At 63.7% G+C, this 25613-nt stretch carries 26 protein-coding genes and 1 pseudogene; 7 read left to right on the plus strand and 20 right to left on the minus strand.

Translation table 11 applies throughout. The annotated features are described in order from the left end of the window. Nucleotides 1-93, plus strand: a pseudogene (locus E3T24_RS15020) (IS982 family transposase); the annotation flags it as partial. Between the two features lie 19 nt (nucleotides 94-112). Beyond that, nucleotides 113-814: an MFS transporter gene (locus tag E3T24_RS15025; RefSeq protein ID WP_134434793.1), complete on the plus strand. Its 702-nt coding sequence runs from the start codon at nucleotides 113-115 to the stop codon at nucleotides 812-814. 72 nt (nucleotides 815-886) lie between these two features. On the opposite strand, the gene E3T24_RS17475 is transcribed toward E3T24_RS15025, so the two are convergent. The 6 genes from E3T24_RS17475 to E3T24_RS15050 form a co-directional block, all read right to left on the minus strand. Next, a complete protein-coding gene (locus tag E3T24_RS17475; protein ID WP_166789218.1) occupies nucleotides 887-1027 on the minus strand; it encodes a hypothetical protein in 141 nt (46 codons plus the stop codon). Continuing rightward, the gene (locus E3T24_RS15030) at nucleotides 1024-1938 is read right to left on the minus strand and encodes an oxidoreductase (RefSeq protein ID WP_134434794.1); all 915 of its coding nucleotides are present in this window, start codon (nucleotides 1936-1938) and stop codon (nucleotides 1024-1026) included. The genes E3T24_RS17475 and E3T24_RS15030 overlap by 4 nt, the downstream gene beginning before the upstream one ends. Nucleotides 1939-2110: 172 nt before the next feature. After that, nucleotides 2111-2590 (minus strand): hypothetical protein, encoded by a 480-nt coding sequence (locus E3T24_RS15035; RefSeq protein WP_134434795.1) that lies wholly within the window; start codon nucleotides 2588-2590, stop codon nucleotides 2111-2113. Between the two features lie 105 nt (nucleotides 2591-2695). Further along, nucleotides 2696-3628: an NAD-dependent epimerase/dehydratase family protein gene (locus E3T24_RS15040; RefSeq protein WP_134434796.1), complete on the minus strand. Its 933-nt coding sequence runs from the start codon at nucleotides 3626-3628 to the stop codon at nucleotides 2696-2698. Further along, nucleotides 3625-4377, minus strand: coding sequence for a DUF4386 domain-containing protein (locus E3T24_RS15045; protein WP_134434797.1), 753 nt, complete (start codon nucleotides 4375-4377; stop codon nucleotides 3625-3627). Before E3T24_RS15045 ends, E3T24_RS15040 begins: the two co-directional genes overlap by 4 nt. Before the next feature lie 104 nt (nucleotides 4378-4481). After that, on the minus strand, nucleotides 4482-5138 hold the full coding sequence (locus tag E3T24_RS15050) for a TetR/AcrR family transcriptional regulator (RefSeq protein WP_134434798.1): 657 nt from the start codon (nucleotides 5136-5138) through the stop codon (nucleotides 4482-4484). A gap of 91 nt (nucleotides 5139-5229) precedes the next feature. Between E3T24_RS15050 and E3T24_RS15055 the strand changes: the two genes are divergently transcribed. The 3 genes from E3T24_RS15055 to E3T24_RS15065 are packed head-to-tail and all read left to right on the plus strand — an operon-like array spanning nucleotide 5230 to nucleotide 7567. Next, nucleotides 5230-5802, plus strand: coding sequence for a hypothetical protein (locus tag E3T24_RS15055; RefSeq protein WP_134434799.1), 573 nt, complete (start codon nucleotides 5230-5232; stop codon nucleotides 5800-5802). Then, nucleotides 5799-6488, plus strand: a complete 690-nt coding sequence (locus E3T24_RS15060; RefSeq protein WP_198419681.1) for a DUF4386 domain-containing protein — start codon at nucleotides 5799-5801, stop codon at nucleotides 6486-6488. Before E3T24_RS15055 ends, E3T24_RS15060 begins: the two co-directional genes overlap by 4 nt. Further along, nucleotides 6485-7567 carry an SDR family oxidoreductase gene (locus E3T24_RS15065; RefSeq protein ID WP_241978714.1) on the plus strand — a complete coding sequence of 361 codons (1083 nt, stop codon included), beginning with the start codon at nucleotides 6485-6487 and terminating at the stop codon, nucleotides 7565-7567. Before E3T24_RS15060 ends, E3T24_RS15065 begins: the two co-directional genes overlap by 4 nt. A 110-nt stretch (nucleotides 7568-7677) precedes the next feature. On the opposite strand, the gene E3T24_RS15070 is transcribed toward E3T24_RS15065, so the two are convergent. The 13 genes from E3T24_RS15070 to E3T24_RS15140 form a co-directional block, all read right to left on the minus strand. After that, entirely contained in the window at nucleotides 7678-8349 is a 672-nt protein-coding gene (locus E3T24_RS15070; RefSeq protein ID WP_134434800.1) for a cyclase family protein, read from the minus strand. A 32-nt stretch (nucleotides 8350-8381) separates the two neighbouring features. Next, a complete protein-coding gene (locus E3T24_RS15075) occupies nucleotides 8382-9719 on the minus strand; it encodes an MFS transporter (RefSeq protein ID WP_166789219.1) in 1338 nt (445 codons plus the stop codon). A gap of 106 nt (nucleotides 9720-9825) precedes the next feature. Next, nucleotides 9826-10542, minus strand: coding sequence for a DUF4386 domain-containing protein (locus E3T24_RS15080; protein ID WP_134434802.1), 717 nt, complete (start codon nucleotides 10540-10542; stop codon nucleotides 9826-9828). Nucleotides 10543-10571: 29 nt separating this feature from the next. Continuing rightward, nucleotides 10572-11594: an alpha/beta hydrolase gene (locus tag E3T24_RS15085; RefSeq protein ID WP_134434803.1), complete on the minus strand. Its 1023-nt coding sequence runs from the start codon at nucleotides 11592-11594 to the stop codon at nucleotides 10572-10574. Between the two features lie 115 nt (nucleotides 11595-11709). Then, on the minus strand, nucleotides 11710-13062 hold the full coding sequence (locus E3T24_RS15090) for a serine hydrolase domain-containing protein (protein ID WP_166789220.1): 1353 nt from the start codon (nucleotides 13060-13062) through the stop codon (nucleotides 11710-11712). Nucleotides 13063-13745: 683 nt separating this feature from the next. After that, on the minus strand, nucleotides 13746-14339 hold the full coding sequence (locus E3T24_RS15100) for a TetR/AcrR family transcriptional regulator (RefSeq protein ID WP_134434806.1): 594 nt from the start codon (nucleotides 14337-14339) through the stop codon (nucleotides 13746-13748). A gap of 877 nt (nucleotides 14340-15216) precedes the next feature. Continuing rightward, complete coding sequence (locus E3T24_RS15105) at nucleotides 15217-16074, minus strand: ABC transporter permease (RefSeq protein ID WP_134434807.1); 858 nt, start codon at nucleotides 16072-16074, stop codon at nucleotides 15217-15219. Then, nucleotides 16071-16988, minus strand: coding sequence for an ABC transporter ATP-binding protein (locus E3T24_RS15110; RefSeq protein ID WP_134434808.1), 918 nt, complete (start codon nucleotides 16986-16988; stop codon nucleotides 16071-16073). Before E3T24_RS15110 ends, E3T24_RS15105 begins: the two co-directional genes overlap by 4 nt. A 27-nt stretch (nucleotides 16989-17015) precedes the next feature. Continuing rightward, nucleotides 17016-17363: a hypothetical protein gene (locus tag E3T24_RS15115; RefSeq protein ID WP_198419682.1), complete on the minus strand. Its 348-nt coding sequence runs from the start codon at nucleotides 17361-17363 to the stop codon at nucleotides 17016-17018. A gap of 115 nt (nucleotides 17364-17478) precedes the next feature. After that, nucleotides 17479-18177 carry a DUF4389 domain-containing protein gene (locus tag E3T24_RS15120; RefSeq protein ID WP_134434810.1) on the minus strand — a complete coding sequence of 233 codons (699 nt, stop codon included), beginning with the start codon at nucleotides 18175-18177 and terminating at the stop codon, nucleotides 17479-17481. Further along, complete coding sequence (locus E3T24_RS15125) at nucleotides 18174-18878, minus strand: DUF2306 domain-containing protein (protein ID WP_134434811.1); 705 nt, start codon at nucleotides 18876-18878, stop codon at nucleotides 18174-18176. The genes E3T24_RS15120 and E3T24_RS15125 overlap by 4 nt, the downstream gene beginning before the upstream one ends. Nucleotides 18879-19125: 247 nt before the next feature. Then, complete coding sequence (locus tag E3T24_RS15135) at nucleotides 19126-19815, minus strand: hypothetical protein (RefSeq protein ID WP_134434813.1); 690 nt, start codon at nucleotides 19813-19815, stop codon at nucleotides 19126-19128. Nucleotides 19816-19946: 131 nt separating this feature from the next. Continuing rightward, the gene (locus tag E3T24_RS15140) at nucleotides 19947-22643 is read right to left on the minus strand and encodes a LuxR C-terminal-related transcriptional regulator (RefSeq protein ID WP_134434814.1); all 2697 of its coding nucleotides are present in this window, start codon (nucleotides 22641-22643) and stop codon (nucleotides 19947-19949) included. 172 nt (nucleotides 22644-22815) lie between these two features. Here E3T24_RS15140 and E3T24_RS15145 point away from each other — a divergent pair, with 172 nt between their 5' ends. Then, nucleotides 22816-23844 (plus strand): FAD-dependent oxidoreductase, encoded by a 1029-nt coding sequence (locus tag E3T24_RS15145; protein WP_166789221.1) that lies wholly within the window; start codon nucleotides 22816-22818, stop codon nucleotides 23842-23844. An 85-nt stretch (nucleotides 23845-23929) separates the two neighbouring features. Here E3T24_RS15145 and E3T24_RS15150 read toward each other — a convergent pair whose 3' ends face one another. Continuing rightward, on the minus strand, nucleotides 23930-24535 hold the full coding sequence (locus E3T24_RS15150) for an XRE family transcriptional regulator (protein WP_134434816.1): 606 nt from the start codon (nucleotides 24533-24535) through the stop codon (nucleotides 23930-23932). An 88-nt stretch (nucleotides 24536-24623) separates the two neighbouring features. Here E3T24_RS15150 and E3T24_RS15155 point away from each other — a divergent pair, with 88 nt between their 5' ends. Further along, complete coding sequence (locus E3T24_RS15155; RefSeq protein ID WP_198419683.1) at nucleotides 24624-25577, plus strand: NAD(P)/FAD-dependent oxidoreductase; 954 nt, start codon at nucleotides 24624-24626, stop codon at nucleotides 25575-25577. Nucleotides 25578-25613 lie beyond the last annotated feature (36 nt).

Raw genomic sequence — 25613 nt, forward strand, 5'->3', positions numbered from 1 at the left:
GCCGGCCGACTACTCGCCCTCGCCGCCGGAATCTGGCACAACTGGCTCCTCGGAACACCCAACAAACGATCCCTCATCGCCTACGACCATTAGGACTCACTCATCTAGGGCCATGACATGGTTGGCCGTGGCTGCGTTGCTGTTCCTGTTCTTCATGGTCCGCGAACGGACGGCACGGGATCCGTTGCTGAACGTTGGCATCCTGACCCGCCGTCCGGTGCAAGCAGGCGTTTTGGTCATGCTTGCGGCCAGCGCCCTTCTCGTTGGGAGCTTCTTCCTGTTCTCCTTCGTGCTCCAGAGCCACCACGGATGGTCGCCACTTGCAACGGGCTTCGCCTTCTTCCCTATTGCGGTGGCCACGCTCTTCGGCGCGCACCTGAGTGGTCACATCATTTCAGAGAACGGCGGTCGTAGGGTTGCAGCGGTCGCATTCATCCTTGCTACATTGGGCACAGGTTTAGCGGCCTTCGGACTCGACACCATTCCGCTGCTGATCGCGGGCGTCAGTATCGCTGCGCTTGGCCTCGGCGGTGCCTTCGTCTCCGCGACGACGACGGCGATGTCGCACGTTGAGCCGCATGAAACGGGCATCACCTCGGGAATCATCAACACCTTCCATGAGCTGGGCGCGGCAGTCGGCGTGGCGGCCCTCTCGGTCATCGCGGCCGGCAGCCTGGCCGCGCCGCAACAAACGAGCGGGTTCGTGACGGGCTACTGGACTATTGCCGTTGTCGCGCTCGTCGCTGCCGTAGTCGCGGTTGCGATTGTGCCGGCGGGAAAGCCTGCAGCGGGCACCCCCCGCTTCGTGCACTGATTCTCGCCGAGTCAGGCTTTCACTCGGGCGACGACGTCTGCGCGCTCGCGGCGCTCAGGCCTTGCGGTACCGTCATGACCGCCAGCGGTACGGTTCCCGCCTGGGCGAACGAACCCTGATGAGGACGTCGTTGGCGCCGACCGTGGGGGAGTCGGTGTCCTCGAGGGTTAGGACGTCAGCGGTGCCGTAGGCGTGCTGGATGATGGCCTTCATTGTTCGTTTCGCATGGTTTCCGTCGGATATCGCACACCCGTCAGTTCCTCGGATGCCGTCCAGAGGCGTGCGGCCAGTGCCGGGTCGTGCGCGGCGGTGGATCGGCCCACGAGTACGGGCGGACCGGCCATTTCCCGCCGCTTGCCTGGGCCGGCGTAGCTGGCGCCGGGAATCGGTTCGGTCGCGGCGAACAGGGTCGGGGCCGCGCCACCTACAGCGTCTTGGGCGAACATTTTGTTGAGGAGCCCAACCCCGGCGTTGAGCAGGGCGTTGTAAGAGGTTGACCCGAGGTTCGTGGATGCCCAACCGGGGTGTGCGGCTGTTGCGATGACTCGGGATCCGGATGCCTCGAGTCGCCGCTGCAGTTCGAGTGTGAAGAGTAGGTTCGCCAGCTTCGACTGCCCGTAGGCGGCCCCGCGACGGTAGCGGCGGGTGGTCCAATTGAGGTCGTCAAAGTCGATGTGACCGGTGCGGTGGGCGCTGCTTGCGACGGTCACTACGCGACCGGTGATGTGTGGCAGAAGCAAATTCGTTAGCGCGAAGTGCCCGAGGTGGTTGGTGCCGAACTGCAACTCGAAGCCGTCTGCCGTGTACCCGAAGGGCGGTACCAGTATTCCGGCGTTGTTGACGAGAGCGTGGATGTCCCCGCTCCAGGCTGTCGCGAACGCCCGCACTGATGCGAGGTCGGCGAGGTCGAGCCGACGCACCTCGGTGGAACCCGTGATCGTGGCGGCGGCGGCTTTTCCTTTTGATTCGTTGCGGACGGCGAGGACAAGGTGCGCGCCGCGGGCGGCCAGGGCTCGGGCTGCCTCGAGCCCGATGCCGCTATTGGCGCCAGTGATGATGATTGTTTTGCCGGTCAGGCCTGGTATGCGAGCGGCGGTCCACTCCGCGGTAACGGGGGCAGTCATGATTGTTCCTTTCGGCATTCGAGCGTGTCGATTCTGGTGGTCTGCTGCGGGAGTTGAAGGTCGTGGCGAGCGGAGGCGAGTCGTTCCTTGTGCTTGAAGTACCGTAAGAAGACTGCGTACGTGGTTCCGCCGAGAATGGCGGCGACTGGCACTGTCCAGGTCAGATCCATTTTTATTTCCTCGGTGAATGTGGGTGGGCTAGCGGTAGCTCCTGAGCTACGCGCGCTTCGGTGACCCCAGTCCTGGTTTCTGGAGACTGGATCGCGGTCCGCCGTACAAACCTAAAGACGAAGAACATGGCGGCCAGGCCCCACACGAACGTCATGATTCCAGTCGCCTCGTAAAAGATACTTCCCGCTTCGGGTGACCAGAGGTGATAGACCGTCTCGATCACCTCAGCGTCGCTTCCAGGGAGAAAAGTCGTGTTGTTCAGGCCAACGGCCTTCACGACATGGTCGAGGAATCCATCGACGATGCCGAAGTAGAAGAACACTATCCCCGCGTAGCCAGCGTAAATCCAGGAGGACAGTCGGTCTCGGCCTCGGCTGTGCCACCACATCAGCAGCAATGGGACAGTAACCAGTGCGCCTACCGGTATGAGCAGTTCCAGGCCCAGGCGATACACGTGATGGATCGAGGTCACGAGAATCATGAGCTCAGTGAAGATGAGAGTTCGAAGTACGGTTTTGTCTTTTAGTAGTGATTTCATTCTTTTCCTTTTGAGTTGGTGGTGTGAGCTCCCAGCGGCGGCAGCGGGCTAGCGGTAGCTCATCAGGGTGTGGAAGAGGGCCGTATCCAGTGGGGTGGGCGTGGCGCCGAGCCTCGCGATCTTCTTGCTGTCCACGACGAAGGGTTCGTCGAACTGGTACTGCATTTCAACGAGTTCGCGCATAACCGGGCTGACCATGCCGATCGCACCGATGAGCAGGCGGGGGATTCTGCGCATCCGTCCTCTGGAGTGGCCGGCCTTCGTGAAGACCATCTCGACGAGTTGCCGCGTGGTGCGTGTGTCCGGGTCGTTGGGGAGGTGCCACGTTTCGCCTGGCGCGTCGGGGTGCTCGCCGAGGATGGCCAGTCCTTCACCGATGTCGGGGATATAGGTGTAGCTGTGTGGCTGGTCCGGGTTCCCAAGAACGGTTGCGGCGGAGCCGTTGAGCGCTGCGGGGAAGAGTCGATCGCCCAGGTTCGATTGTGCTCCGCCGCGAGGTCCGAAGTAATCCGAGGCACGACCGATCGCCACTTCCACTCGGCCGGAATGGTGGGCGGCCAGCAAGGTCCGGGCCATGTCCCCGCGGAGTCGACCCTTCTTGGTGTGGGCGTTGTAGTCAGTCTCCTCGGTCAGAATGCGGCCGTCCGGCCGTCCGTACATGTACACGTTCTCCATGCTGACGAGTCGGGCGCCGTTCGCTTCTGCTGCCGCCAGCACTCCCGCCTGCAGGGCGGGGAATTGTGCGGTCCACTCGGGGTACGGCGGAGCGAGAGTCTGATACACGACGGCGGCGCCCCGGGCCGCCTCGGCAGTGAACTGGGGGTCGCGGGCGTCACCTGCGACTACCTCCACATCGACGGGCACCGCGGCCCGGCCGCTGCGGTTGACGAGGCGGACGGATTCGCCGCGGCGATGGAGCGCGTCAAGGGTAGCGAGACCGATCGCACCGGTACCGAAGATGACGTGCCTCGGCGCGCTCATGCGTTGCCCCGAGCCGATCTCGTCCGGGAGTCGGCCTCACGGATGGGGCGGACCAGGATGGTCAAGCCCAGGGCGAGGATCCAGATTCCCCAGGCGGAGCTGCCGAGCAGGCCGGCCAGGTCCCAGACCGGGAAACCGGGGAATGCGGTTGCCAGGATGTCGCCCTGATTGAGGAGGTAGAGGGCGCTGGCGAGGAGTCCACCGGCTCCAAGCCAGCGCGGCAGCAGCCCGCTGCGGAGAATGATGATGCTCACGACCACAGACCATACGATCACGAGGAGTTGCCCGAGGTGTTCGCCGAGGAGAGCGCCGCCGAATTGGTGCTGTGTTGTCCACGCTGCGTCGATGGCCGCCTGTGTCATCGGGTCGCCCGTGACGAAGGCGGTGGCGAGCGGGGGGACGACGAAGACCCAGCGGAGGAAGCCGATCAGAGACAGCAGCACGGAAACGGCGCCGAGTGCGGTGGCGGCCTTGAGGACGGGGTCGTTCTGACGCCCGAGGACGGCGGGCAGCAGGAGGATCGGGATGGCGATGATGGCGTAGGTCCAGGCGGTGGCGAACCAAGTCCAGGTCAGCGGGGCACCCCCGTCCACAAACGCTGGGAGCACCAGGCTGGCTGGCTCGCGCAGCACGTCGGGCCAGTCGAAGGTGGCGGAGAGGATGCTCGCCGCGGCAGTGAACGCGACGGCGCCCCCGGCGAAGAGGAGTCCGGTGGTTCGCCGGAGGGTATTGGTGCGAGGCAGGGTCATGGTCAGTTTTCCTTGTCGGGATTTGGATTGCGTACGCTGTACTCTACTTATAAAGTACAGCGTACGCAATACCGGATCCGAAGGAATTCGGGCCGGGCGTTCGCTTACATGAGAGAGCTGGCCCTAATGCCCGTGAGCAGTTGGCTCAACACGCGCTCGTAGTGTTCGTCGCTGCCGTATCGGCTCATTGCCTCGGCCACCTCGACCGTCAGTGCATATTCGGTCGGCGTTCCCGGCAGCGTGCTCTCCGCTGGCTGGTCTCCGCTCCCGGTCTCGCGCGCTACGACGAAAGATGCCCAGCCGTAGTTCAGGGCGACGATGCCGCTGAAGGTGGCAACCGCACTGTCGCCCGAGATGCCGGCGCGGTGGAGTATGCGGAGCGCGGCTTCCCCAATGGGGAGCACGCTCGGCCCGGGATACGGGTTGGCAATGAGCGGGGCGATGGCCCACGGGTGGCTCGTGAGGAGCTCTCGGTGTCTTCGTGCGAATGTCCCCAGGTCAGCGATCCAGCTGTCGGTCTCGCTGGGGCGCTCGAAGCGGTCGAGCACGCGGTTTAGCAACGCGTCAACGAGTTCGTCCTTGGTGGAGAAGTAGCGGTAAAGCGCCATCGGTGATGATTGGAGCTCGGTGGCCACAGCGCGGATCGTCAGCGCCTCGAAGCCGGCGGCCGCGACGCTCTCCGCCGCGCCCAGGATGGATTCGACGGTGAGGGAGTTGCGTGCTCGGCGATGGCGAGGAGCGTCGGAGTTGGTTTCTGACATCTGATCAACTTTCTGGCACAGGGTCTTGTGTACCACGTACGTTATGCGTTAGCGTACACCGTACTCGATTGTTTCTTCTGGAAGGACACGCATGTCTTTTGTTCGTTGGGCCCCTACAATTCTCAGCTTTCCGATTGGCGGGTGGGTCGCCACGGCGCTCGTCGGCCCGGTCGACAGCCCGCTGTCCGGGGCCGCTGCAGGAGCCGTTGCTGGCGCTGCGCTCGGTGCCGTTCAGTGGTGGGCGCTGCGCACAAGCGTCAACTGGATGTGGCTGCTGGGCAGCATTCTCGGAATGGCGGCCGGCAGCGCTTTGGCTGCCGCAATCACTGGCGCCGGCACAACCGTGACTGCCCTCGTCACGGCCGGACTCGTCGCAGGCACGACGATGGGGATGGCCCAAGGGCTCTCCCTCCGCCGGGGAATGCGCGTCGCGGGCCTCTGGGCGGCAACGGTGGGCTTGAGCTGGGCGGCGGGCTGGGCGATCACGGCCAACGTGATCGTCGATACCGAGGCCGGCTACGTCATCTTCGGGCTGAGTGGGGCTCTCCTGGTCACCATCGTCACCGGAGTCATGATCCGATGGATCCTGGGCTGCACGTCGGTACTTGGCGTCTCCCAAATTCCTGCGGCTGATCACCAGCCCATTACCGAGCCAGTCGCATGATGACGTTCGCTGCGAGCCTGTTGCTGATTGCCCTACCCATCGCCTTCAACGCAGCCTTCGCCCTAGTGGCCGTGAAATTCGACTACCCAGACGTCCTGCGCCGCCCGACTGTAGAGGTGCTCGAACGGTTCCGCCAGGGTGGATCTGCGCTCGTGCTGCTGTGGTGGGCGTTCGCCATGACGGCGGTGCTCTTGGCCCCCCTCGCGGTGCTTGTTTCAGGATCCCTTGCCGGCGCGGACCCGACCCTGCTGGGAATGGGCGCGACGGTAGGGGTGCTCGCAGCAGTCGTGCAGTTCCTCGGGCTCATCCGCTGGCCGTTCCTCGTTCCTTATCTCGCTCGCGCCATCGCGGAGCCGGATGCCACTCCCGCGCGGCGGGAAGCGATCGACGTCGTCTTCCAAGCCTTCAACCGCTACCTGGGTGTTGCCGTGGGCGAACACCTCGGCTATCTGCTTACCGGAACGTGGAGCATCCTCGTCGGGATCGCGATCACACAGGGCACGGTCGTGCCGCCCTGGTTGGGCATCGTCGGAATCGTCGTCGGCGCGTTGCTCGCACTGTGCTCACTCGAATTCGTCGGACCCTTCGAACGCAGCGGCTGGAGAGTAGCGGCTGCACTCACGCCCGCCACCTACATCCTGTGGTCCCTCTGGCTTGTCGGCACCGGCGTGGCACTGCTCCTGTGAGCGAGAGCCCCAGCAAGCTCACTATCCTCCCGCGGACCGCGCTCGTATTCGGTGCCACCGGCTTCATCGGCAAGTGGCTGGTGAAGGAGTTGCTCGATCAGGGTGCCTCCACAACCGCGGCGGTCCGGGATGCACGCTCGGTAGAGAGGCTCCTCGACTGGCTGGGAAACCACGGCGCCAGGGCGAACCTGTTGAACTTCATCACGGTGGACCTCGGCCGTGACGGACTAGGGATCGACCAGCACAGGCACGCGACCGGGAACCTGGCCGCGGTGACGGATGTCTTCAACGCGGCCGGCGCCTACTCCTTCGGGATGACCTCAGAGCAGGCTCGCTCGGCGAATGTTGACACGTCACGTCGAGTCGTCGAATTCGCGTCCCACCTGCCGAACCTGATCCGGCTCGTACATCTCTCGGGCTACCGTGTTGGCGGTCAAGATCCCCACTCCGCTCCGTGGTCCGTACCAAGACGACGCGCTGAGTACTCCCGTCTGGGCGCCTACGAAGCTTCGAAGAAGGAGAGCGACGCGGTCGTTCAGGCCACCGCGGATCAGTTTCAGGTGCCCCTCACTGTAGTGAACCCGGCGACCGTCATCGGGCATTCACTCACCGGTGAATCAGACCAGGTCCTGGGTCTGGCAACGAGCGTCCGTGATCTCATCGCCGGGCGACTCCGCGCGATTCCGGGCAGTCGCGCGACTTTTGTCCCTGTCGTGACCATCGACTACCTGACCCGGTTCATGACTCTGCTGCCTGCTCTAGAAGAGACCCGGGGAATGTCGTACTGGGCGCTGGACGACGACACGCCCTCCTTCCCCGACCTGCTGCAAGTCATCGCCGATCACCATCGAGTCGCACCGCCCCGGACGCGCCTTCCCGTCACGCTCGTCAAGATGCTCCCGCAGTCCCTGACACACGCCCACCCAGAAACCTTGAACTTCCTGTCACCTGATCGATATCCCACGGGTCCGGCCACAAGACTCGCACGCAGCCACGGGCTCGAACACCCCGACGTTCGCACCTCGTTGAAACGATGGAGCGACTACCTCGAGGCGAGCACGCGGAAGACGTCGGGATAGCTCCTGAAACGAGGTCCCCGACGGCGTGGCGGCGAGCAGGATGTCGGCAACCATTGCGGAGCTCCGGGACTCGGCGGACATCCTATATAAAGGAACCAATCCGAGGGATCTCAGCGTGGTTGATCCAGTTCAGCGAACGCTCGAACCGGGAAAGTGCCGAAGTCCGCAATTTTCGGCGCAACGGCAGTGAACCGCGCGCCCCGCGCCGGTAGCTGGCCGAGGTTTGTGAGGTGTTCGACGATGTGGATACCGGCTCCCAACAACAGCGCGTGCACGGGCCTTTCTCCACTGGAGTCCTTGTCGTCGACGTTCAGTGAGTCGATCCCGACAAGGCTGACACCGGCATCAACGAGGAATTGCGCCCCCTCTTGGGTGAGGTACGGGGCGTCGTCTCCGTAGCGAGGTGTTCCGAAGTGCCGATCCCAGCCGGTGTGGAGGAGCACGGCGGATCCGGCAAGATCCCGTCCGCGGAAGGCGCTGGCCGGTACCCCCCTCGCGGAGGCGTTGGGCAGGTGGACGACTTCGGCGCGAAGGCCGACAAGCGAGTCGAGGTCAAGCCCAGCCAGGTCGATTCCTCCGGCGAAGCAGTGGAAGGGGCTGTCGAGGTAGGTGCCGGTGTTACCGATCATTGTGATGATGTCCATCGTGAACTGGGTTCCGGGTGCGTATCGGGCTGGCGAGTCTTCGCGGGAGAGGAACGGTGTGATGGTGGGTGCGGGAAGTCCGGGGTAGGTGACAAGGTCGACGGTGATCGTATGGCTCAGGTCAATGATTCGAGGCATTTGGGGCTGCTTTCTATTGTTGTGGGAGAGGGTCAGGATCTCTGGTGGTGGAGCCGAACGAGGAGGCCAGCCGCTAGTGCCGCCCCGAGAAGAGCCGCTACGCCCGCGGCGATGAATGCTGCAGGGAAGCCTGCGGCAGTGCTGTCCTGCTGGCCACTGGCAATCGCGGCGATGGAGCTGAAAGCGCTCACGCCGACTGCGCCACCGATCTGGGAGCTGGCGTTGGCGAGTCCGGACGCGAGCCCGGTTCGTTCGGCCGGGACACTTTCAGCAATCACCATCGTGGACGGTGTGAAGCTCAGAGCGACGCCTGCGGCCGCGATCAACAGACCGGGAAGGACATCGAACCCGTAGCTGCTGTTCATCGATTGTCGCGCCAGCCAGAAATGACCGACGGCGAGAAGCAAGAGCCCGAGCAGGAGAGTTCGATTCGCCCCGAGACGCCTTATCACCCGGGGGAGGATGAGAAGGGACACGACGAAGCCCGCAACAGAGGTGGGAACCATCGCCAGGCCGGCAATCCCCGGGGTGAGGAGGAGAACTTGTTGCAGGAAGAGAGCGGTCAGAAAGAAGGTCGATACCCGCGCTGCGCCGCCCACCAATCCGATTCCAATACCCACCGAGGTCGCCGGATTACGCAGGACGGAGAGCGGGATGATCGGATCAGCGGCGGTCCACTCGACCGCGATGAACGCGGCAACGAGCCCGGTCGTCGTTGCGATCAGGAGCAGCGTCGGGGGTGAATCCCACCCGTTATCAGCGCCGGAAAGGATGGCACTGATAAGGGCTAGTGATGCGCCAGTGATGGTCAGGGCTCCTAAGAAATCAAGCGGGACTCGGGTTCGTTCAGGCCGAGGCGCCTGGAGCCTTGATGGTGCGGCGATGATGGCGCCGATTGCGATCGGGGTGGTCAGAAAAAATACCCATTGCCAGCCCCCGACCGAGGTCACCAGACCACCCAGCGCAACACCGAAGGCTCCGCCAGCCGCAGACGCCGCTCCCCATGCGCCCATCGCTTTCGCTCGGTGCGAGCCGGGATAGTCGTGCAGTATCAAGGACAGGGCAGCAGTGCTCAGCGCGGCAGCTCCAACACCTTGCAACGCGCGGGCGCCGACGAGCACTCCGCCGTTGGGCGCGAAACCGGCGGCCACGGTTGCAGCTGCGACAACGGTCGCGCCGATGAGGAACATACGGCGACCTCCGAAGATTTCTGCCGCGCGGCCAGCGACCAGGAGAAGCCCGCCGAAGGCTAGAAAATACGCGTTGACGACCCAAGCCAGTCCTGTGGGCGCCAATCCCAGTTCACTTTGGATGGTCGGAAGGGCGACGTTGACCACCGACGTGTCCAGCATGACGAGAAACTGCGCCACGACGAGAACTGGAAGGGAGCCACGGGGTGTCCTCAGGGACCGAGCCCGAGCCGGTGATATCCCTGCGCCCAAAAACGTGCCGACGGATCCCCTCGCTGAGCCCCGGTTACTCATCATTGGCGGCGAAGCGTGAGACCTGAAGCCCGTCCACCTTCGTCTCCTGGGACATCCGCGACCATCGAATGGTCGTCCACAGCAGCCAGGCGATGAGGGCAACCTCCCCGATGAACGTGACGGTAGAGATCCGGGCCGTGTAGTCGGCGATCAAGACGGTGCCGATTCCGTCGGCAAGGTATCCAACTCCCGCGATCATGATCAGGATGCCCAGTGCTCGTGGCATGAAACCGGATCGAACCACCAGGTAGCCAACGAGAAGCAGGTGCGCGGCAAACAGAATCAGGCCCACTTGCCAGATCATGTGGTGCGAGGCGAGGCTGGTAAGGACGCGGTCCGGTTGATTGAGCAGGCCAGGCACGATGGCGAGCTGGGTGAGGGCGACGACGAAGACGGCGCTGTACGCGACCCGGAACCCGGCTGCGGTCACGGCCACCGCCCGGTTGACCGGCCCCAACAGGGCGAGGAGCGCTGCAGCCACCACGACGTCAAGAACGGCGGCGGTGATCATGAGCAGCACCCCGAGGCGAAACAGTAGTTCCGAGTCCGCGATGTCATGCGCGGTCTCCACCGCGTCGCCACTCTCGATCAGCGGCGACAATATCCCGACGTAGCCGATTCCGGCGAGTACCGCAATCAGTAGCAGCGCGATGCCCCCGATCAAGCTGGCCGCTCGGGGAAATGGGGGTGTATGCGATTGGCTGGTCATGGTCGACTTCCTGGTGCGAGTTTGCGAGTTCAGTGGGTGACGTGCGCGGCGATGAATGCCGAGATGGATTTCGCCATCGCGGGGGACTGTGTCCAGTGCAGGTAGTGCGCCCCGTCGAGCACTTCGAGCTCGTGGGTGGCGACGCCGGCAAGTTCGGCCTGGTGATCTCGCAGCCAGCTCGGTTCCGATTCGATGGTCTCCGAGGACAGAAACTGTAGAACGGGGATGTCGGCGGGAATCGGCTGCGCGCTGGCTTTCGTTGAATTTGCACCGATCCGGGCCCACTCATCGGACACCGATTCGTTTCCGAAATTCCAGTTCGTCAACGCAGCCGTTTGCTCACGTTCGTGCGTGGTGTACGCCGTCCCCGGGGGCTGAATGATGCTTGGAGCGATAGTGGTTGCGATGCGCACGAGACCGAGGGAGGCCAGCGTGCTTTCGATTGTCGAGGGTTGGCCGACTTCGAGCGACGACGCCTGCGCCGTCATCGGGTCAATGCCGATAATCGCTGACACCTCACCGGGATAGGCATTCGCGTAGTAATGCGTGTAGAGCCCGCCCACGGAGTGTCCGGCCAGGATGACGGGGGAGTTGACCTGCAGCCGGTCGAGCACCTCGTGAATTTCACCGGTGATTTTCTCGACGGATCGGTTCGTCACAGCCAGGTCGCTGTAACCGTAGCCGAAGCCCTCGATGACGATGACGTCGAAGTTGTCGAGCGTGCGGATGAGCGGCGCGAAGTCGACGGCGGGCGCTGGCGTGCCGTAACCGCTGAGCAGCACCATGGTGGGGCCGGATCCGCCGTTGCGGTAGACGTTGATGTCGCCCGCCTTGATCGAAACCTTCTGGCCGTAGGGGACGAGGTCGGCCTTCTCCGCGGTAGTGATGGCGACGTTAGCCAGCGACGAGATGACTAAAAGGACTAAGAGGCTCGCGACAACGATTCCGGCCTTTCGCAGGGCCCGACGCCACCGGGGGTGCCGGTGCTTTTTTCCTGGCCCGACTGGTGCCTTGGGCGAATCCGTTTCAGGGATGTGGTCAATGAGGGACATCAGTACTCGTTTCTCTAGTTGCCCCACTCGCTGTCGCGGGCAGTGCACTTTGTTGACTATTCCGCCGCGGATGCGGTGGCGGTGAGGCTGTCTTTGGAGCAGATCTGCGGTGTCATCAGTTGCGGTTTGTGAGGAGTTCCCTGCCGAGTTCGTCGGTTGCCCGGTTGGCGACGTCCGAGAGCACGATGGCAGCCCTGTGGTTGGCGCGGTCGAGTCCGAAGTAGGTGCTGTACCCACCGGTTTCGCCGCTGTGCCACGTGACGGTGCGGCTCGAGGTTTGGGTAGTGGTGTACCAGAAACCGCCGACGTGAGTGTCGGGCTGGCTCGTGGGGGTGGTGGGGTTCAGGGCGGTCATGCCGGGCGCCGTGCCGTCCAGCAGCGCGGTGGCAAGCTTGGCTAGGTCCCCGGCCGTTGAGACTGCTCCGCCGCCCGGCGCGTAGGCGCGAAGAACCCAGGGCTCAACAGGGAGGCCCGATTTCGAGCGCCCTTTCGAAACGAGCGAGTGCTCGTCCTCGATGGCCGTGTGGATCATTCCCAGCGGCGTGAACAGTCGGGTGCGCATCAGCTTCGAGTAGCTCATTCCCGCTGCAGCTGCAACGGCCTGCCCAGCGACGGCGGCGCCGAGGGTCGAGTAGGCGTAATGACCCCTCGTAGTGAGCGTGCCCTCGCGCGCTTCCTGGATCATCTGGGTCATATCCGTGTCGAAGAAGTTCCGCCCGAAGGGCGCGTTCCATACAGCGCGGCGAAGGGTTTCGGCACCGAACTCGGCGTACCCAGCGGTGTGGGTGACGAGTTCATTCATGGTTACGGTGCCGGCAAGTGATCCTTCTAGCTCGGGTAGGTAGGTGGATATCGGGACGCCCATTCGCAGCTCGCCTCGTTGCACCGAATCGGCAATGACGAGTCCCGTCATTGCCTTCGTCAGCGACCCGACCTCCATGGGGGTCGCCATGTCCGAACCGAGACCGCCGAAACGGGCCGATTGCGTTGCGCCGAGGTCGACGAGCGCGACCGACACGTCGTGGAACCCGTCCAATCTGCCGGTGCCACGCTCAATGTCCAAGCGAGAGAGGACTGTCCGATCGCCGTGGTGAGCGGTCGCGACAGCCGGGACCATCGCCCAGGACGTGAGGCCCACCACTAGTCCTGCGACCAGCACGGTGAGGAGCACGCGGCGCGACACGAAATACACCACGGCCAGAACAGCGAGGACGAGGACAGCTCTCCAGCCGTCGTCCGCATAGGTGCCCCTGCGCAGTGAAGCAAAAAGCATCACTACCGGTGCGACAAGAAGGATGATGCCGACGAGCACCTTGCCGAGCCAACCGCGGGCAAAGGAATCAGTGTCGCGGCCGGTTAGTGCGCGGACCAGCCGATGGCGTCGATTGGCGCCGCTTTTTACTAGGTCCTCTTCCATTGCGATTCCGGCAGGGAACACGGATTCGGAGAGTTCGTCGAGGCGGGACATATGGACTCGGTTCATTCGGTGTAGCACCATGCGCTCGGGGATCCGGTGGTACCGAGTTGTTGTTTACTCATACAAGAGTGTTTAACTTCGCAAGACTAAGATATACATTAATGTTTGATTTAGTCAAGAGTGCGCGATGAAATCTGGCCTCGATTGCCGGATGCGATCTGACGCCCAGCGAAATCGTGACGCGATCATCGCCGCCACGTTATCGACCTTCAACATGAACTCCCACGCCACTGTGCGTGACATAGCCGAGGCGGCCGGGGTGAGTCGTGGAACCCTCTACGGCCACTTCGCGAGTCGCGGTGCGCTCGTCGCTGAGGCATGCCGATTGATCATGGCCGACATCGCCAGCCAGCTTGCCGCCCTAGACCCCACGCGGCCCTCCCAGGAATCCCTAGATATCTTGGTTGCCAGTTCCTGGCGGGCACTGGGCCATGTCAGCGGGCTAACGGCCGCGGCGAAGACCGCGATCGCAGCCGATGACCTTCGAAAGATGCGCGAAGACTCGCTGGCGCAACCGCTACAGTCGCTCCTCAAGCGAGGGCGCGCAGGGGGAGCGTTCCGAATCGATCAAAGCCTCGCCTGGCAAACGCAGTGCGTCTACGCGATCCTCCACGCCGGTGCTTCCCAGATACGAGACGAACAGCTCCCGCCGTCGCGTGGGCAGGCCGAAATGACTACGACGATTCAGGCGCTACTTGCAGCAAGGCCCGGACAGTCTGGGGGAGCGCCTTCTCTACCTCTTGCTCCGTCAGGCGCCCGGTCCTGACTTCAGATGCCGCACCGTGCAGGATTGCAAAATAGCAGGCAGTCTGCCAACCGACAGATTGATCGATACGAAACGCACCCTCGGTCCGGCCGCGTGCCAAAAGATCCTCAACCCGCACTCTCGGACTGTGATGGCTCCCGTGCAGGTCGTCGTCCGGCATCTCCTGCTCAACGACCTGGCGAAGCGCACTCAGTCCCTCAACCAACTTCCAGGAAGACAGCACGAGGGCATCCATCGCCTCCCAAGGAGTGCCGTTCAGGTCAACTGCCGAGAGCTCCGATTCGACCCGCGTCATCGTTCGCTGGAGCAGCGCGGAAAGAAGCTCGCTTCGAGAAGAGAAGTGACCATACAGGGTGACACGCCCCACACCGGCGGCCTTCGCGATGTCGGCGATGCTCGACGACGGATTGGCAACTAGGCACGTGGCTGCCGCCTCGAGAATCGCGTCCCGATTCCGCATCGAGTCCGACCGCAATGCTCGCTCTCGGTTCGCTTGCGCCATCCCGGCCCCCAACTCTCTATCTCAGACACAACTGTACGCGATCAGATCGAGATGCGGCTGGCTGGGGGAAGGTAATTTCTGCGCTTTCTCGATTGTGACCCGCCTCCACGAGTCGATGGGATTCCCTAGTTCCGGCCATCGTCCGTGTACGCCCTATGGCCAAGGACGTGTGTGCTCGATGTCGCGAGGTCACTGGGCTAGAGGCGAGGTTCTCGACGTCCCGACCATGCGCCCCGCGCAGCAGTCGGCCTGCCATCCTGGTGCACGGAGTATCCTCGCCGGGTCGTTCGTGTTCGTAGCGGTTGTTTGTAGATACCTCACCTAAGTGCGGAGGTTCTCCCTTTTGACAAGCCGCTAAGGCACCAATGTTCTGGCCGGGTACACCTAGAGGCGTGAGACGAGGAGCATGCCACCGAGCGGTGCTAGCGCCGCTGCGGCGCCGGCGCTGACAAGAAGGACCGCGGTATACCATCGGCCGCTCCCACGGCGTGCACCCCCGCGAGCGCGGTACCACAGCGCAAGGCCGACTCCGGTAAGCATTAGCACGCACCCTGAAGACAGAAGTATGAGCGAAGCTTCCGACATCGGGCAAGGGTATCATCGGGCGAAACGCAAACTCTACGCGGTCCGGGCTCGGGCCTAACTCGACGCAGCGCAGCGGCACCCCGAAGAAGGCCACGCTTCCAATAAGCTCAGACCGAGAGTCACGGCAGGTACGTCACACGCTGGCATCCGGTTCTAAGCCCCTATTTGAATGCCTAGTGCAGAAATCGGCCACGGTCAGTTCGGCGAAGTTGTTTGTCGCCGGGTGTGCCGCGGCGTGGGGTCTATGCGCTGCTGCGAGGGGATCCTGATCGGCGTAGTGCTGCCGCGAATTTTAGGTGTTCTTGGGGATCCACCGGAAGGTCAGGCGGCTGACGACGAGCCCGCCGAGCAGCCAGATAGCCAGGTTCAGGGCAACCAGTGGGAAATCCCAGGAGCCGTTCTGCTCGAGGTTCACGAAATTCTCCGGAAGGAACACGCCGCGCAGGCCCTGCGCCATCCACTTCAGCGGGAACACGCTGGCCGCGGTTTGCATCCATTCCGGAAGTTTGTAGAACTCCAGGTAGACGCCGGAGATGAACTGCAGAACCAGCACGACCGGAATGACCACGGCCGTCGCGCTCCTGCCCGAGCGGGGCAGCGCCGAAAGCGAGATGCCCAGGAAGGCCGAGGTGATGACACCGAATAGGAACACCCAAGCGAAGGTGAGCCATTTCCCGGCCTCGTCCGGCAAGGCGATCCCGAGTATCGAATGGGCCACCAGGATGAGGAGCGCCGCTTGGACGATCCCCGTGACCAGGACCTGGCCAATCTTGCCTATGAAATAACTCAGCGGGGAGAGCGGGGTACCGCCAAGGCGTTTGAGGGTGCCGTCACTCTTCTCCCCGGCGATGTCGACGGCGAGGTTCTGCACCCCGGAGAGGAGCATTCCCGCCGCCAGCATCCCAGGCAGGTAGTACGCGCCCACGCTGATGCCGCCGGTGCCGTCTGGAGCGGCACCAATTTTCCCCCTGGCCTCGAACGCGGCCGTGAAGATGACGAGCATGATGAACGGGAACAGAAACGTGAAGAAGATGCTGTCAGCGCTGCGAAAGTAGATCCGGGTCTCGTAGCCGATTCGAGAGAGACCGACCCGGAGGAACTGGCCCAGGCGGACAGGCGCGGACCCAGTGTTGGCCTCGATGCGGCTCATGCGAGAACCCCGGGGTCTTTGCCGAGGGCGGCAGCCGTTGCGTCAGACGTCACGGGCCCTGATCGGCTGCCCTGCACCAGGCCGAGATAGATGTCCTCCAGACTGGGTCGAATCACTTCGAGGACGGTGGGTTCAGCGCCGGATGCCGCCACGAGGGCGGCCACGAGCCGCGCCGGCTCGTCCGAGCGTTGCTCTTGGAACGTACCGGAGGCGTCGCGCCAGCGCACGAGCGGCACCCGCGCATCCGCCCCGCCGATCTCGCCGATGGCGCCGATGTCGATCAGGAGGCCGTCGTTGATCACGCCGGCCCGGTCACCGAGTTGGGCGGCCTCGTCGAGGTAGTGGGTGGTGAGAAGGATGGTGGTGCCCTCGGCCTTGAGGCGGCGCACGAGGTCCCAGAACTGGTGTCGCGCCTCGGGGTCGAAGCCCGTGGTGGGCTCGTCCAGGAAGAGGAGTTCGGGGCGGCCGATGATGCCCAGCGCCACGTCGACGCGGCGGCGTTGCCCGCCGGAGAGTTTGCTGATGCGGGTCTTCGCCTTCGCCTCCAGGCCTACGGCCTCGATCACCTCGGCCACGCGGCGCGGCCACGGGTAGAGTCCGGCGAAGTGGGTGAGCTGCTCGGTGACGGTGACGTTGCCGCTCTCCCCGGTGGACTGCAGCACGATGCCGAGGCGCGACTTCCAGCTCAGGCCGCCGCGTTGCGGATCGACGCCGAGCACGCTCACCTCCCCGGAGCTGCGGTCGCGGTATCCCTCGAGGATCTCGATCGCGGTGCTCTTGCCTGCCCCGTTCGGGCCGAGGAGCGCGAAGGTCTCGCCGGCCTCGATGTCGAAGCTGATGCCGCGGAGCGCCTCGAAGTTCCCGTAGGACTTGTGCAGGTCGCGCACGCGCACGGCGGGGGGTGACAGTTTCATAGGAGTACTCCGTCCGGTCTTCCAGGCTCAGCCGACGGCGATGAGTGTCGCGAGAATCCCCAGGGTGAACGACACGGGAACCATCACTCTCTTCTCTTTTGCGCTCTTGGACGCGAGGTTCGGCAGCACGCTCAGCATCAGGTATCCCGCGATCACCCACATGGTGATGACCGCGACGAGGGGATCGGTGACGACGTTTGTGATGTCGACGCGCTCAAGTGCGATGAAAGCGAAGATGGCGTAGGTCACCACCGCCAGCACGCTGCCGACCCGCAGACGCGGGGGGAGTACAGGGTGCTGTCCGCCCCAGGCAAAACGGCCGAAGGGAAGTCCCGCCGCCAGCAGTAGCTGGAAGGTAGCGAGGGCTGTGAGCATTGAGACAAAGGCAATAGCGATTCCTGGTGTCATGGTGAGTCGTCCGTTCTGGTGATGATGACATCTACGGGGCTTTCGTGGCTTTCTGGTCGAGGGGCGGCGAAGCTTTCTCCCCTCAGCTGGGCAATATGGCTTCGGCTTCACGCTCGTCTGTGGCCGTGCGCGGTTCGTTCGCACCGGTGTCGAGCCGGAACGGCGGGTATACGTCGGACATGAACCCGACGTAGGCGACGACGCGGTAGATCCAACGGTTGATGCCGATCAGCAGGTCGAACAGGGGTTGCGGGTACCGACCGGTCATGAGGAGAAATACTCCAGCGATTACCGCGAGCACGTTGACGATTGAGAAAGCACCGCCGCTTGAACCCGTTGAGGAGGGCACAAAGGTGAGGATGTTGGCCATCACGAAGATCACGATCGCAACGTGGGGGAGGGCAAGCATCCACTTGACCACGACGAGCCCTCGAGAAAGGCGTGCCGGGTAGGCGACGTCGAAGCGGGCAGGGTATTCCGTGTCGCGCAGGGTGAACGGCGGGTAGCTGTCGGTTCCGAGGGCGGCGTAGACGTAAAACCCGACCCGCCAGTTCCACCGCAGCACCCCGACCGTGAAGTCGAACAGTGACCGCGGGTAGCGTCCGGTGAACAGGATGACGATGCCCGAGGCCAGGGTTACGAGTATGAACGCACCGTTCAGCACGGCCAGAATCACGAAGTGGGGGATGGCAAGCACCATCTTCACCAGCCACAACCATCGGGATGGGCTCGGATCGAACCGGCCGTGCAGCTGCACCGGTGATGTGATTTGTGTCGTCATGCTGTGATTCCTGTCAGGTTGGTTGAGTGAGTATGCGTTCCTGCGGAGCGGTCTGGCAGTCGCCGCGCCCTGCGCCGTATGACCGCCTCGGCAACAGCGAGGTTGATGACCCAGGCCGCTCCCATGAGAACGGTCCTCGAGAGCTCGTGGGTTGACCCGAAGATGATCGAGCCGGGGATGAGAAGGATCGCCTGAGTTCCGGCGCCCATACCGATCGCGTACGCCCGTGTCATCCAGTCGCCGTGCGTAGTAAATCTGCGCCGTACGATGCCTCGAATGCCGAGCAGGATGCTCGCGACCATCGCGGAGCCGAAGAGCAGGCGGAGAGCTTCCAGCACGTCGCCATCTCCGAGGGGGTGCGGGTAGAAGGCCGCCATCCACATGCCCGATAGTGCTGTCAGCAGTCCGGTCGGGATGAGGACGCGACCCGCCGCCCGGTGCCATCGGTTGGTGCGGCGTCGTCGTGCGGGAACGAACTGAAAAGCCCCGAGCAGGCTGAAGACGGTGACGCTGATGATGTGGATCAGGACCGGAATTGGGGAGTCGAGGAATCGTTCGTTGTGCACGGTCGGCGCGGCTCCGCCGGTCAGCTCGCCGAGCCGGACGGCACCGGCGAGCATGGGGATGAGGCTGAGAAGAATGAGTCCGGTGAGTGTGAGCCATGATTTTGACGCCCGGGTTGTGGCGATGTTTGCGGTCATGTTGTGTTGTCCTCCCGGGATAGGTGGGTGGCATCGCTGGCGGTCGCGTGGTCGTGCAGGATGTTGACCGAGATGAGGGGCACGCCCAGGTCACTCACGCGCCGAATCAATCCGTGCAGGGCAGCTTGATCGATGACGGGCCCGGTGAGGGTGGTGCATCCATCTGTATCGGTTATGAGCGTGAGGCCCTCGAACCATTCGCTCCACCTCGAGTCAAGCTGCCCTCCAAGGCGGATCTCGTATCGGCTCATTTCGCCGCGCTGTCGAGGTGGGCCCTGTTTGCGCTCACCCGTGGCGTCGCAGTGTTCCGGCGCTGGTCGGAGAACAGGGAGAAGCCGAGCCAAACCAGGGCGAGGCCCATGGGAACGGCGGCCATGCGTTCGAGCGCGTGGGGCAGCAGCGCGCCGGCGATGGGGGTCGCGGCAGCGGCGGCGATCAGTAGGATGCCCGCTCCGCGCGACAGCAACCGGGCCCGGATGACGGCGATTCCGAAGAGCAGTGCGCCACCGATGTACAGGAGTGCGCCGACCTGGGGAAGAGCGGCGAGCGGCCCGAGGTCGGTCACGGCCGCGTATCGTCCGAACAGGCCGACGAAGTCCATGGAAATCTGGGGGGCGTCGGATACGAGGAGGGGGGCGATGAACGCTTCAGCGAAGGTGAAGGCGGACTGCAGGATGAAGAAGAAGCCGAACATCAGATACCCGATGAGCCCGAGGATCCCGAATTGCCGAACTTGCCGGAGATAAATGCCGGTAATGCCGACGAGAGCCAACACTGCTTCGGAGAAGCTCAGGGTGTGCACGACTGCCCACCGCTGCGTCGACAGTGAGGCGACGGTGTCGGCAGGGTGGATGAATTGGATGACGATGTAGGCCAGTCCCGCGAGGGCGGCGGCGACCGCGGCCCCGCGGGTGAGGGTGGATGTCGAGATGCTCACGGTGTGCTCCTTGTGTTTCGGTTGGCCGGACGGTTTTCCGGGCACATCCGAAAACTACGGAGCGATGTGGTGATGCGACATCACCACATCCGTGGTTCGCATGGTGATTGTTGCGGGGCGGGGCGGGGTACCTAGATCAGGCCCCACAATTCGGCGCGGCGAACGGCCGCCGGGCGACTGCTCACGCCGAGTTTGAGGAAGATGTGTTTGGTATGGGTCCGCATGGTGTTGAGCGAGACGTAGAGTTCGCGGGCGATCTCCGGGCCGGATAGCTCCGTGGCCAGGAGTCTGAGCACGTGCAGCTCGCGTTCGCTCAGCGTCCCGATCGGCGTACCCGGAGCACAGGCGCCCTCGGTGTCGCGTAGCGCCTGGCTGAGTTGACGCACGAAGTCCGGGCGGATGCCCGCACCGGCGGCCGTGCGCAGGAGCGCGAGCATCGGTGCGCCCTCGTCGACGAAAAGACGAACCTGGCCCTCCGGTTCGGCCCACGCGAGGGCGCGTTCCAGCGGGACGAGCGCGCGGGATGCGTCACCCTGGACCCCGAATGCGATTGCCTGCAGCACCAGGATTTCGCCGGCACTTCCCATCCGTCCGCCCGCCTCGGCTGCACGGAGCAGTCGATCGAGCAGCGCCAGCGCGTCGTTGAGGGATTCGCCCAGGGGTGCACCGCGGTGCTCCGCGATCAGTAGCCGGGCGAGGGTGATGTGTCCGAATTCTTGGGCGTAGTCCGTGGTGTCGGCGGGCGTGAGCTTCAGCTCCTCCACCCACGCCCGTGCCTCGGGAAGGCGTCCCTGCGCGATCCAAATGCGAGCCTTCATGCCGGCGATCGGGCGGACCTCGGGCAAGAATCCACTGCGGTAGTGCTGTTCTGCCTGATCAAGCGACGCGAGCGCGAGATCCGGCTCGCCCTCGCCTTCGTGCACTCTCGCCATCGCCACAAACCACCGGTAGCGATGCTCGTGCGAGAGGGCGCTCTCGCCGAGCTCGTGGCTTGCCTCTAGATGTTTCTTGGCGAGCGTGAGTTCGTTTCGATCCCGGAGCAGGTCACTGATGCCGGCGTGAAGGTCGGCCGTTGGCTGGCCGTCGTTGCCATGCGCGATGGACTGCTGGAGCGCATCCTCATAGTTTCTCTCGGCTTCCCGAAGCCTACCGAGCGGCCTCAGCATGTCGGCGACCACCATGGTGGTGCTCAACGCGTCGGTCAGATTGCCGGCCAGGCGGAGGTTGTTCGCGGAACCCCGGAACGTGGTCACGCCGGACTCGAGGTCCCCGTTGGCCCAGGATGCGAGGCCCAGCAGGCCTGCCGCGGCGCCGAGCCCCAGGTAATCATTAGGCCTCGCGGCGTCGAACGCGCGCTGGGCATGGAGCGTGATCCCTGGTAGGTCTCCAGTGGCCAGCGCGAGGGCCGCACGGTACAGCTCGATCGTGACGGGCAGGGTCTGGAGTTCCTCGCCCGGCTCGGAATCGTGCGCGGGCGCCCCGTCTTCGCTGCCGGCACTGAGGAGGTGTTCGGCCTCGGTCAGCTGGCGATCCGCGGAGGAAATGTCACCGGAAACGAGTGAGGACCACGCGGAGAAAACCCGAAGCACTGGCCTGCGCTTCTTTGCAACATCCGGCAGCGTCGCGAGCCAGCCGAGGAGAGTCGCATCCTGCCTGCTCCTACGGACGGCGGGAATGGTGGCTTCGATCACTCGCGCGGCCCGTGGGAAGTCTGCGGCCTCGAACGCGTGCTTGACCGCGTCGTCGGGTAAGTCATTCTGCTCGAACCACTCGCTAGCGAGGCGATGGAGTGCCGCCACATGCTCGGTACCGTGCATGAGCAGTCTGGATCGGAGCACGTCCGCAAAGAGGTGGTGGTATCGGTACCACCGCCGCGTGTCATCCATGGGAACGATGAATAGGTTGGCCCGCTCCAGTGATTCCAGCATGATGGCGCTGTCCGTGCGCCCGGTCACGGCGTCGCAGAGGGGACCGCTGAGTCGGTCGAGAATTGCGGTCTGGCAGAGGAACTCCCGGATGTGGAGTGGTGCCTGGTGGAGTACCTCTTCGATGAGGTAGTCGATGACGAACCGGTTGCTGCCGGTGAAGGCGTCGATGAAGGCGGGGATATCTGCGGTCTCGCGCATGGAGAGCGCGGCAAGTTGAAGGCCCGCGATCCAGCCCTCGGTGCGGGTCTCGAGGGCTGCTACGTCCTCTCGGGTGAGCGACAGGCCTGTGGCGTGTTTGAGGAACGTGGCTGCTTCGTCGGGCGTGAAGCGCAGGTCGGATGCGCGCAGTTCCGTTAGGGCACCGCTCGCTCGCAGGCGCGCCAGGGGAAGAAGCGGGTCGGAGCGGCTCGCGATGGCAAGGTGCATCGTGGGTGGCAGGTGGTCGAGTAGATACGCCACGGCGTCCCGGACGGATGGGTCCTCGATGAGTTGGAAGTCATCCAGAAACAGGATCGTCGGCTGCGTGTCACGCGACATCTCGTTGATGAGTGACGTGAGAGTCGCTTCAGTGGACAGGCGCGGGTCGTGATCCACCGGGCCGCCATCGGAGTGGGCTCGGTGGAGTGCGGCAGCCAGGTAGGTGAGGAATCGGGCGGGGTCGTTGTCGCTTTGCTCCAGGGACACCCAGGCAAGTCGGACCGTCGGATCGAGCTGACGGGTCTGCGCAACCCACTCCACAAACAGTGTGGTCTTGCCAAACCCGGCCGGTGCCGAGACGAGGCTCAATCGTCGTCCCGCTTGCATTCCAGCGGTCAGCTGGTCAACCAGACGTGGACGGGAGATGGTTTGGGAGCGCGGCGGCGGGACGAAGAGCTTTGTTGCCAGAACCACCATCGTCATTGTTTCATCCTAGGGAGGCACGGAGCGGGCGACCAGCATCCATCGTCAGAGGGCGACCGCGGAGATTCAACGCTCATCGGCAACCGGGCGCGGCCACTGGATGCGTTGCCAGATTGGCAAGAATATTTGTTCTTGCGGCCCGTGTCGGTCCAGCTTGGACGAGGAGGTCAACATGGTGACGAAGATAGAGAGCAAGTATTACGACATCGTGATCGTTGGGGGTGGCGTTGCCGGGAAGTCCGCCGCTGTCACGGCACGACGGACTCATCGCCGAGTGGCGATCATCGATGCGGAACTCCGCAACCAATCATCCACCGGCGGGCGCGACTATCCCCGTGGCGAGGGACTCAGTTCCTTCAAGCCGATTGCGATTGTCCGGACCGAGATCGATGGAGTGGATGCCATATCGGCGCGAGCCGTGGACGTAGCCAAGGATGAGAACAGCGTTGTCATTAGGCTCCACGACGGTCGCGTCGTTCGCGGTCGGCGGGTACTTGTGGCAACCGGTCTGGTCGACGAGCTTCCCGACGTCGGCGGTCTTCGGGAGCGGTGGGCCCAGGACGTTTTCGATTGCCGGGGAATTCGCGGTGTGGAATTCAGAGGCCATTCCGTCGGCATCTTGGGGAGTGGACCAAGAACCGTTGCCAAGGCCCTGTCGGTCAGTCAGTGGTCTGACCGGGTAACGCTGTTTCTACACACGGCTCCGCAGCCGACGGACACCGAGTGGGAGCAACTCGCAGCCAAAGGCATATGCGTCGTCATCGGCGCAGTTCGGTCGCTGGTGATCGAAGACGACAAGCTCGCCGGAGTTCTTCTTGCGGACGGCCACCTTGTCCCCGTCGAGAAGCTGGTAGTCACGCCGACGAAGACGGCACAAGTTGCCACGCTCGCTGGGCTCGGGTTGACGGCCACTCCTCACCCTGTGGTCGGCGGGACCTACCTAGAATCCGGCGCGAATGGGGAGACGCGCTTACCCGAGGTTTGGCTAGCCGGCAGCGTGACCGATCTCCTCGCAACAGTGGTTCAAGCAGCTGAAAGCGGCGTGCGCGCGGCCCTCGCTGTCGCTGCCGATCTTAGGATCGAGGACGTCGAATCTGCCCGCTCAGGTCAGTGGGCTCCCTTCTCCGCGAAGAACGAGGCAAAGAACACGGAGTTGATTCTCGGAGATAGAAGGCACGGCCTCGATGTCACGAAATTGTGACGGCGCCCGTCCCGCCAGAGTCCGCCGGGAGGCTTGGCGTCCAGGCGCGACGTCGCATGTCGCAAATGGCCCGCTCTCGAAATTCCTATTCTGCGCCGGCTGCGTTCTGCGCGGCCGTCGATCGGGCCCGAACGTGGATCCGCTCGCCTTGTTTCCCGAACATGCTCAGGAGCTCTACCGGACCCCTGCCCGCTGACCCGAACCAATGCGGATTCCTCGTGTCGAATTCCGCAGCCTCACCGGTCTGCATGACGATGTCGTGCTCACCCAGGATCAGCCGAAGCGGGCCCGACAGAACGTATATCCACTCGAATCCGACGTGGGTTCGTGGTTGGGGTTCACGATCCGTGGCTGGGATCGAGATCTTGAATGTCTGCGGCTCACCGGAATGCTGAGACAACGGGGTGAAGGTTCGTCCATCCGACCGGGTCGAAGTTCGCAGCACGCGAGGGTCTTCGACCTGAGGAGGCGTCACAATCTCTTCGAAGGACACCGCCAGCGCCGCGACGATGGGAAGGAGGAGCTCGAGGGACGGCTTTCTTTGCCCGGATTCGAGCCGCGACAAGGTACTCGTGGAGATACCGGTGGCCTTGGCGAGTTCGGCGAGGGTGACGTTCTTTCTTTCGCGGGCCCGGCGCAATCGAGGCGCGATCTGACTCAGCTCGGAGGCGATTCGTGGTGCGACACTCATCCACTCATCCAATCACCTCGTCCCCGTTTCAGCAACATTCTTCCCATTCTGGCGGCCAACCGTGACACGCTTTTCTCAGGAGGTAGTAATGATGACCAAGATCCCGAACACACAACACGACGTAATCGTCATAGGTGCCGGAGCCGCGGGTTTGAGCGCCGCGCTGGTACTGGCGAGAGCGCGGGCAGATGTGCTGGTGATTGACGCCGGCGAGCCGCGAAATGCACCAGCCGCCCACATGCACGGCTTCGTTTCCCGCGATGGCATGCCACCGGCGGAGTTCCTGGCAACGGGCCGTCGAGAGGTCAGTTCGTATGGCGGAACCATCGAGTCCTCGACTGTGGCAACGATCGATAGACGTGAGGATGGCGGATTCGACGTGGCCCTCGCCGGCGCCGCGGTGCACTCGGCAAGGGCGCTGCTGATTGCGACAGGATTGAAGGACGACCTCCCCGAAATTCCCGGCGTGCGCGAACGATGGGGTTCTCTGGTTCATCATTGCCCTTACTGCCATGGGCGTGAGGTCAGCGATCAGCTAATCGGGGTGATTGGCGGGCTCGCCCGGGAGATGTCCCTTAAGCAGGCAGGTCTCCTGCGCCGGTACAGCGACCGGGTGGACTTCATCACCAACGGCATCGATCTGACGACGGTAGAACGACACCGGCTCGAAGCGTTCGGGGTGAGAATCGTCGATGGTGCCGTGTCGCGGCTCGCCGGAGAAGCTGACGTTCAAGTCGACATCACCCTCACCGACGGGCAAACCGTCCGGTGTGACGCCGTGTTCATCGCTCCCGTCCCACTTCCGACCGACGATCTCCTGCGATCCCTCGGATGTGCAGCAGATCCCACCACCGGGCTCATCGCTGTCGACGCGGCCGGACAGACCAGCCAGCCCGGCATCTGGGCTGCAGGAAACGTCGTCACCCCCAGCGCCCAGGTCATCACTGCAGCAGGAGCGGGCAGTGCCAGTGCCATCGCCATTAACGGCTGGTTGCTTCAGAGGGACCTTGACACTGCGTCCGCTGGGCGACCAACAACCTAAACGATTTCTTCCGATCCACTTACCAACGTCAGTATC

The organism is Cryobacterium sp. TmT2-59 (genome assembly GCF_004403545.1).
Lineage (GTDB): Bacteria > Actinomycetota > Actinomycetes > Actinomycetales > Microbacteriaceae > Cryobacterium > Cryobacterium shii.

Coding starts and splice junctions, on each gene's coding strand:
- E3T24_RS15025 (WP_134434793.1), top strand. CDS start 113: ATGACATGGTTGGCCGTGGCTGCGTTGCTGTTCCTGTTCTTCATGGTC.
- E3T24_RS17475 (WP_166789218.1), bottom strand. CDS start 1,027: ATGAAGGCCATCATCCAGCACGCCTACGGCACCGCTGACGTCCTAACC.
- E3T24_RS15030 (WP_134434794.1), bottom strand. CDS start 1,938: ATGACTGCCCCCGTTACCGCGGAGTGGACCGCCGCTCGCATACCAGGC.
- E3T24_RS15035 (WP_134434795.1), bottom strand. CDS start 2,590: ATGATTCTCGTGACCTCGATCCATCACGTGTATCGCCTGGGCCTGGAA.
- E3T24_RS15040 (WP_134434796.1), bottom strand. CDS start 3,628: ATGAGCGCGCCGAGGCACGTCATCTTCGGTACCGGTGCGATCGGTCTC.
- E3T24_RS15045 (WP_134434797.1), bottom strand. CDS start 4,377: ATGACCCTGCCTCGCACCAATACCCTCCGGCGAACCACCGGACTCCTC.
- E3T24_RS15050 (WP_134434798.1), bottom strand. CDS start 5,138: ATGTCAGAAACCAACTCCGACGCTCCTCGCCATCGCCGAGCACGCAAC.
- E3T24_RS15055 (WP_134434799.1), top strand. CDS start 5,230: ATGTCTTTTGTTCGTTGGGCCCCTACAATTCTCAGCTTTCCGATTGGC.
- E3T24_RS15060 (WP_198419681.1), top strand. CDS start 5,799: ATGATGACGTTCGCTGCGAGCCTGTTGCTGATTGCCCTACCCATCGCC.
- E3T24_RS15070 (WP_134434800.1), bottom strand. CDS start 8,349: ATGCCTCGAATCATTGACCTGAGCCATACGATCACCGTCGACCTTGTC.
- E3T24_RS15080 (WP_134434802.1), bottom strand. CDS start 10,542: ATGACCAGCCAATCGCATACACCCCCATTTCCCCGAGCGGCCAGCTTG.
- E3T24_RS15085 (WP_134434803.1), bottom strand. CDS start 11,594: ATGTCCCTCATTGACCACATCCCTGAAACGGATTCGCCCAAGGCACCA.
- E3T24_RS15090 (WP_166789220.1), bottom strand. CDS start 13,062: ATGTCCCGCCTCGACGAACTCTCCGAATCCGTGTTCCCTGCCGGAATC.
- E3T24_RS15100 (WP_134434806.1), bottom strand. CDS start 14,339: ATGGCGCAAGCGAACCGAGAGCGAGCATTGCGGTCGGACTCGATGCGG.
- E3T24_RS15105 (WP_134434807.1), bottom strand. CDS start 16,074: ATGAGCCGCATCGAGGCCAACACTGGGTCCGCGCCTGTCCGCCTGGGC.
- E3T24_RS15110 (WP_134434808.1), bottom strand. CDS start 16,988: ATGAAACTGTCACCCCCCGCCGTGCGCGTGCGCGACCTGCACAAGTCC.
- E3T24_RS15115 (WP_198419682.1), bottom strand. CDS start 17,363: ATGCTCACAGCCCTCGCTACCTTCCAGCTACTGCTGGCGGCGGGACTT.
- E3T24_RS15120 (WP_134434810.1), bottom strand. CDS start 18,177: ATGACGACACAAATCACATCACCGGTGCAGCTGCACGGCCGGTTCGAT.
- E3T24_RS15125 (WP_134434811.1), bottom strand. CDS start 18,878: ATGACCGCAAACATCGCCACAACCCGGGCGTCAAAATCATGGCTCACA.
- E3T24_RS15140 (WP_134434814.1), bottom strand. CDS start 22,643: ATGACGATGGTGGTTCTGGCAACAAAGCTCTTCGTCCCGCCGCCGCGC.
- E3T24_RS15145 (WP_166789221.1), top strand. CDS start 22,816: ATGGTGACGAAGATAGAGAGCAAGTATTACGACATCGTGATCGTTGGG.
- E3T24_RS15150 (WP_134434816.1), bottom strand. CDS start 24,535: ATGAGTGTCGCACCACGAATCGCCTCCGAGCTGAGTCAGATCGCGCCT.
- E3T24_RS15155 (WP_198419683.1), top strand. CDS start 24,624: ATGATGACCAAGATCCCGAACACACAACACGACGTAATCGTCATAGGT.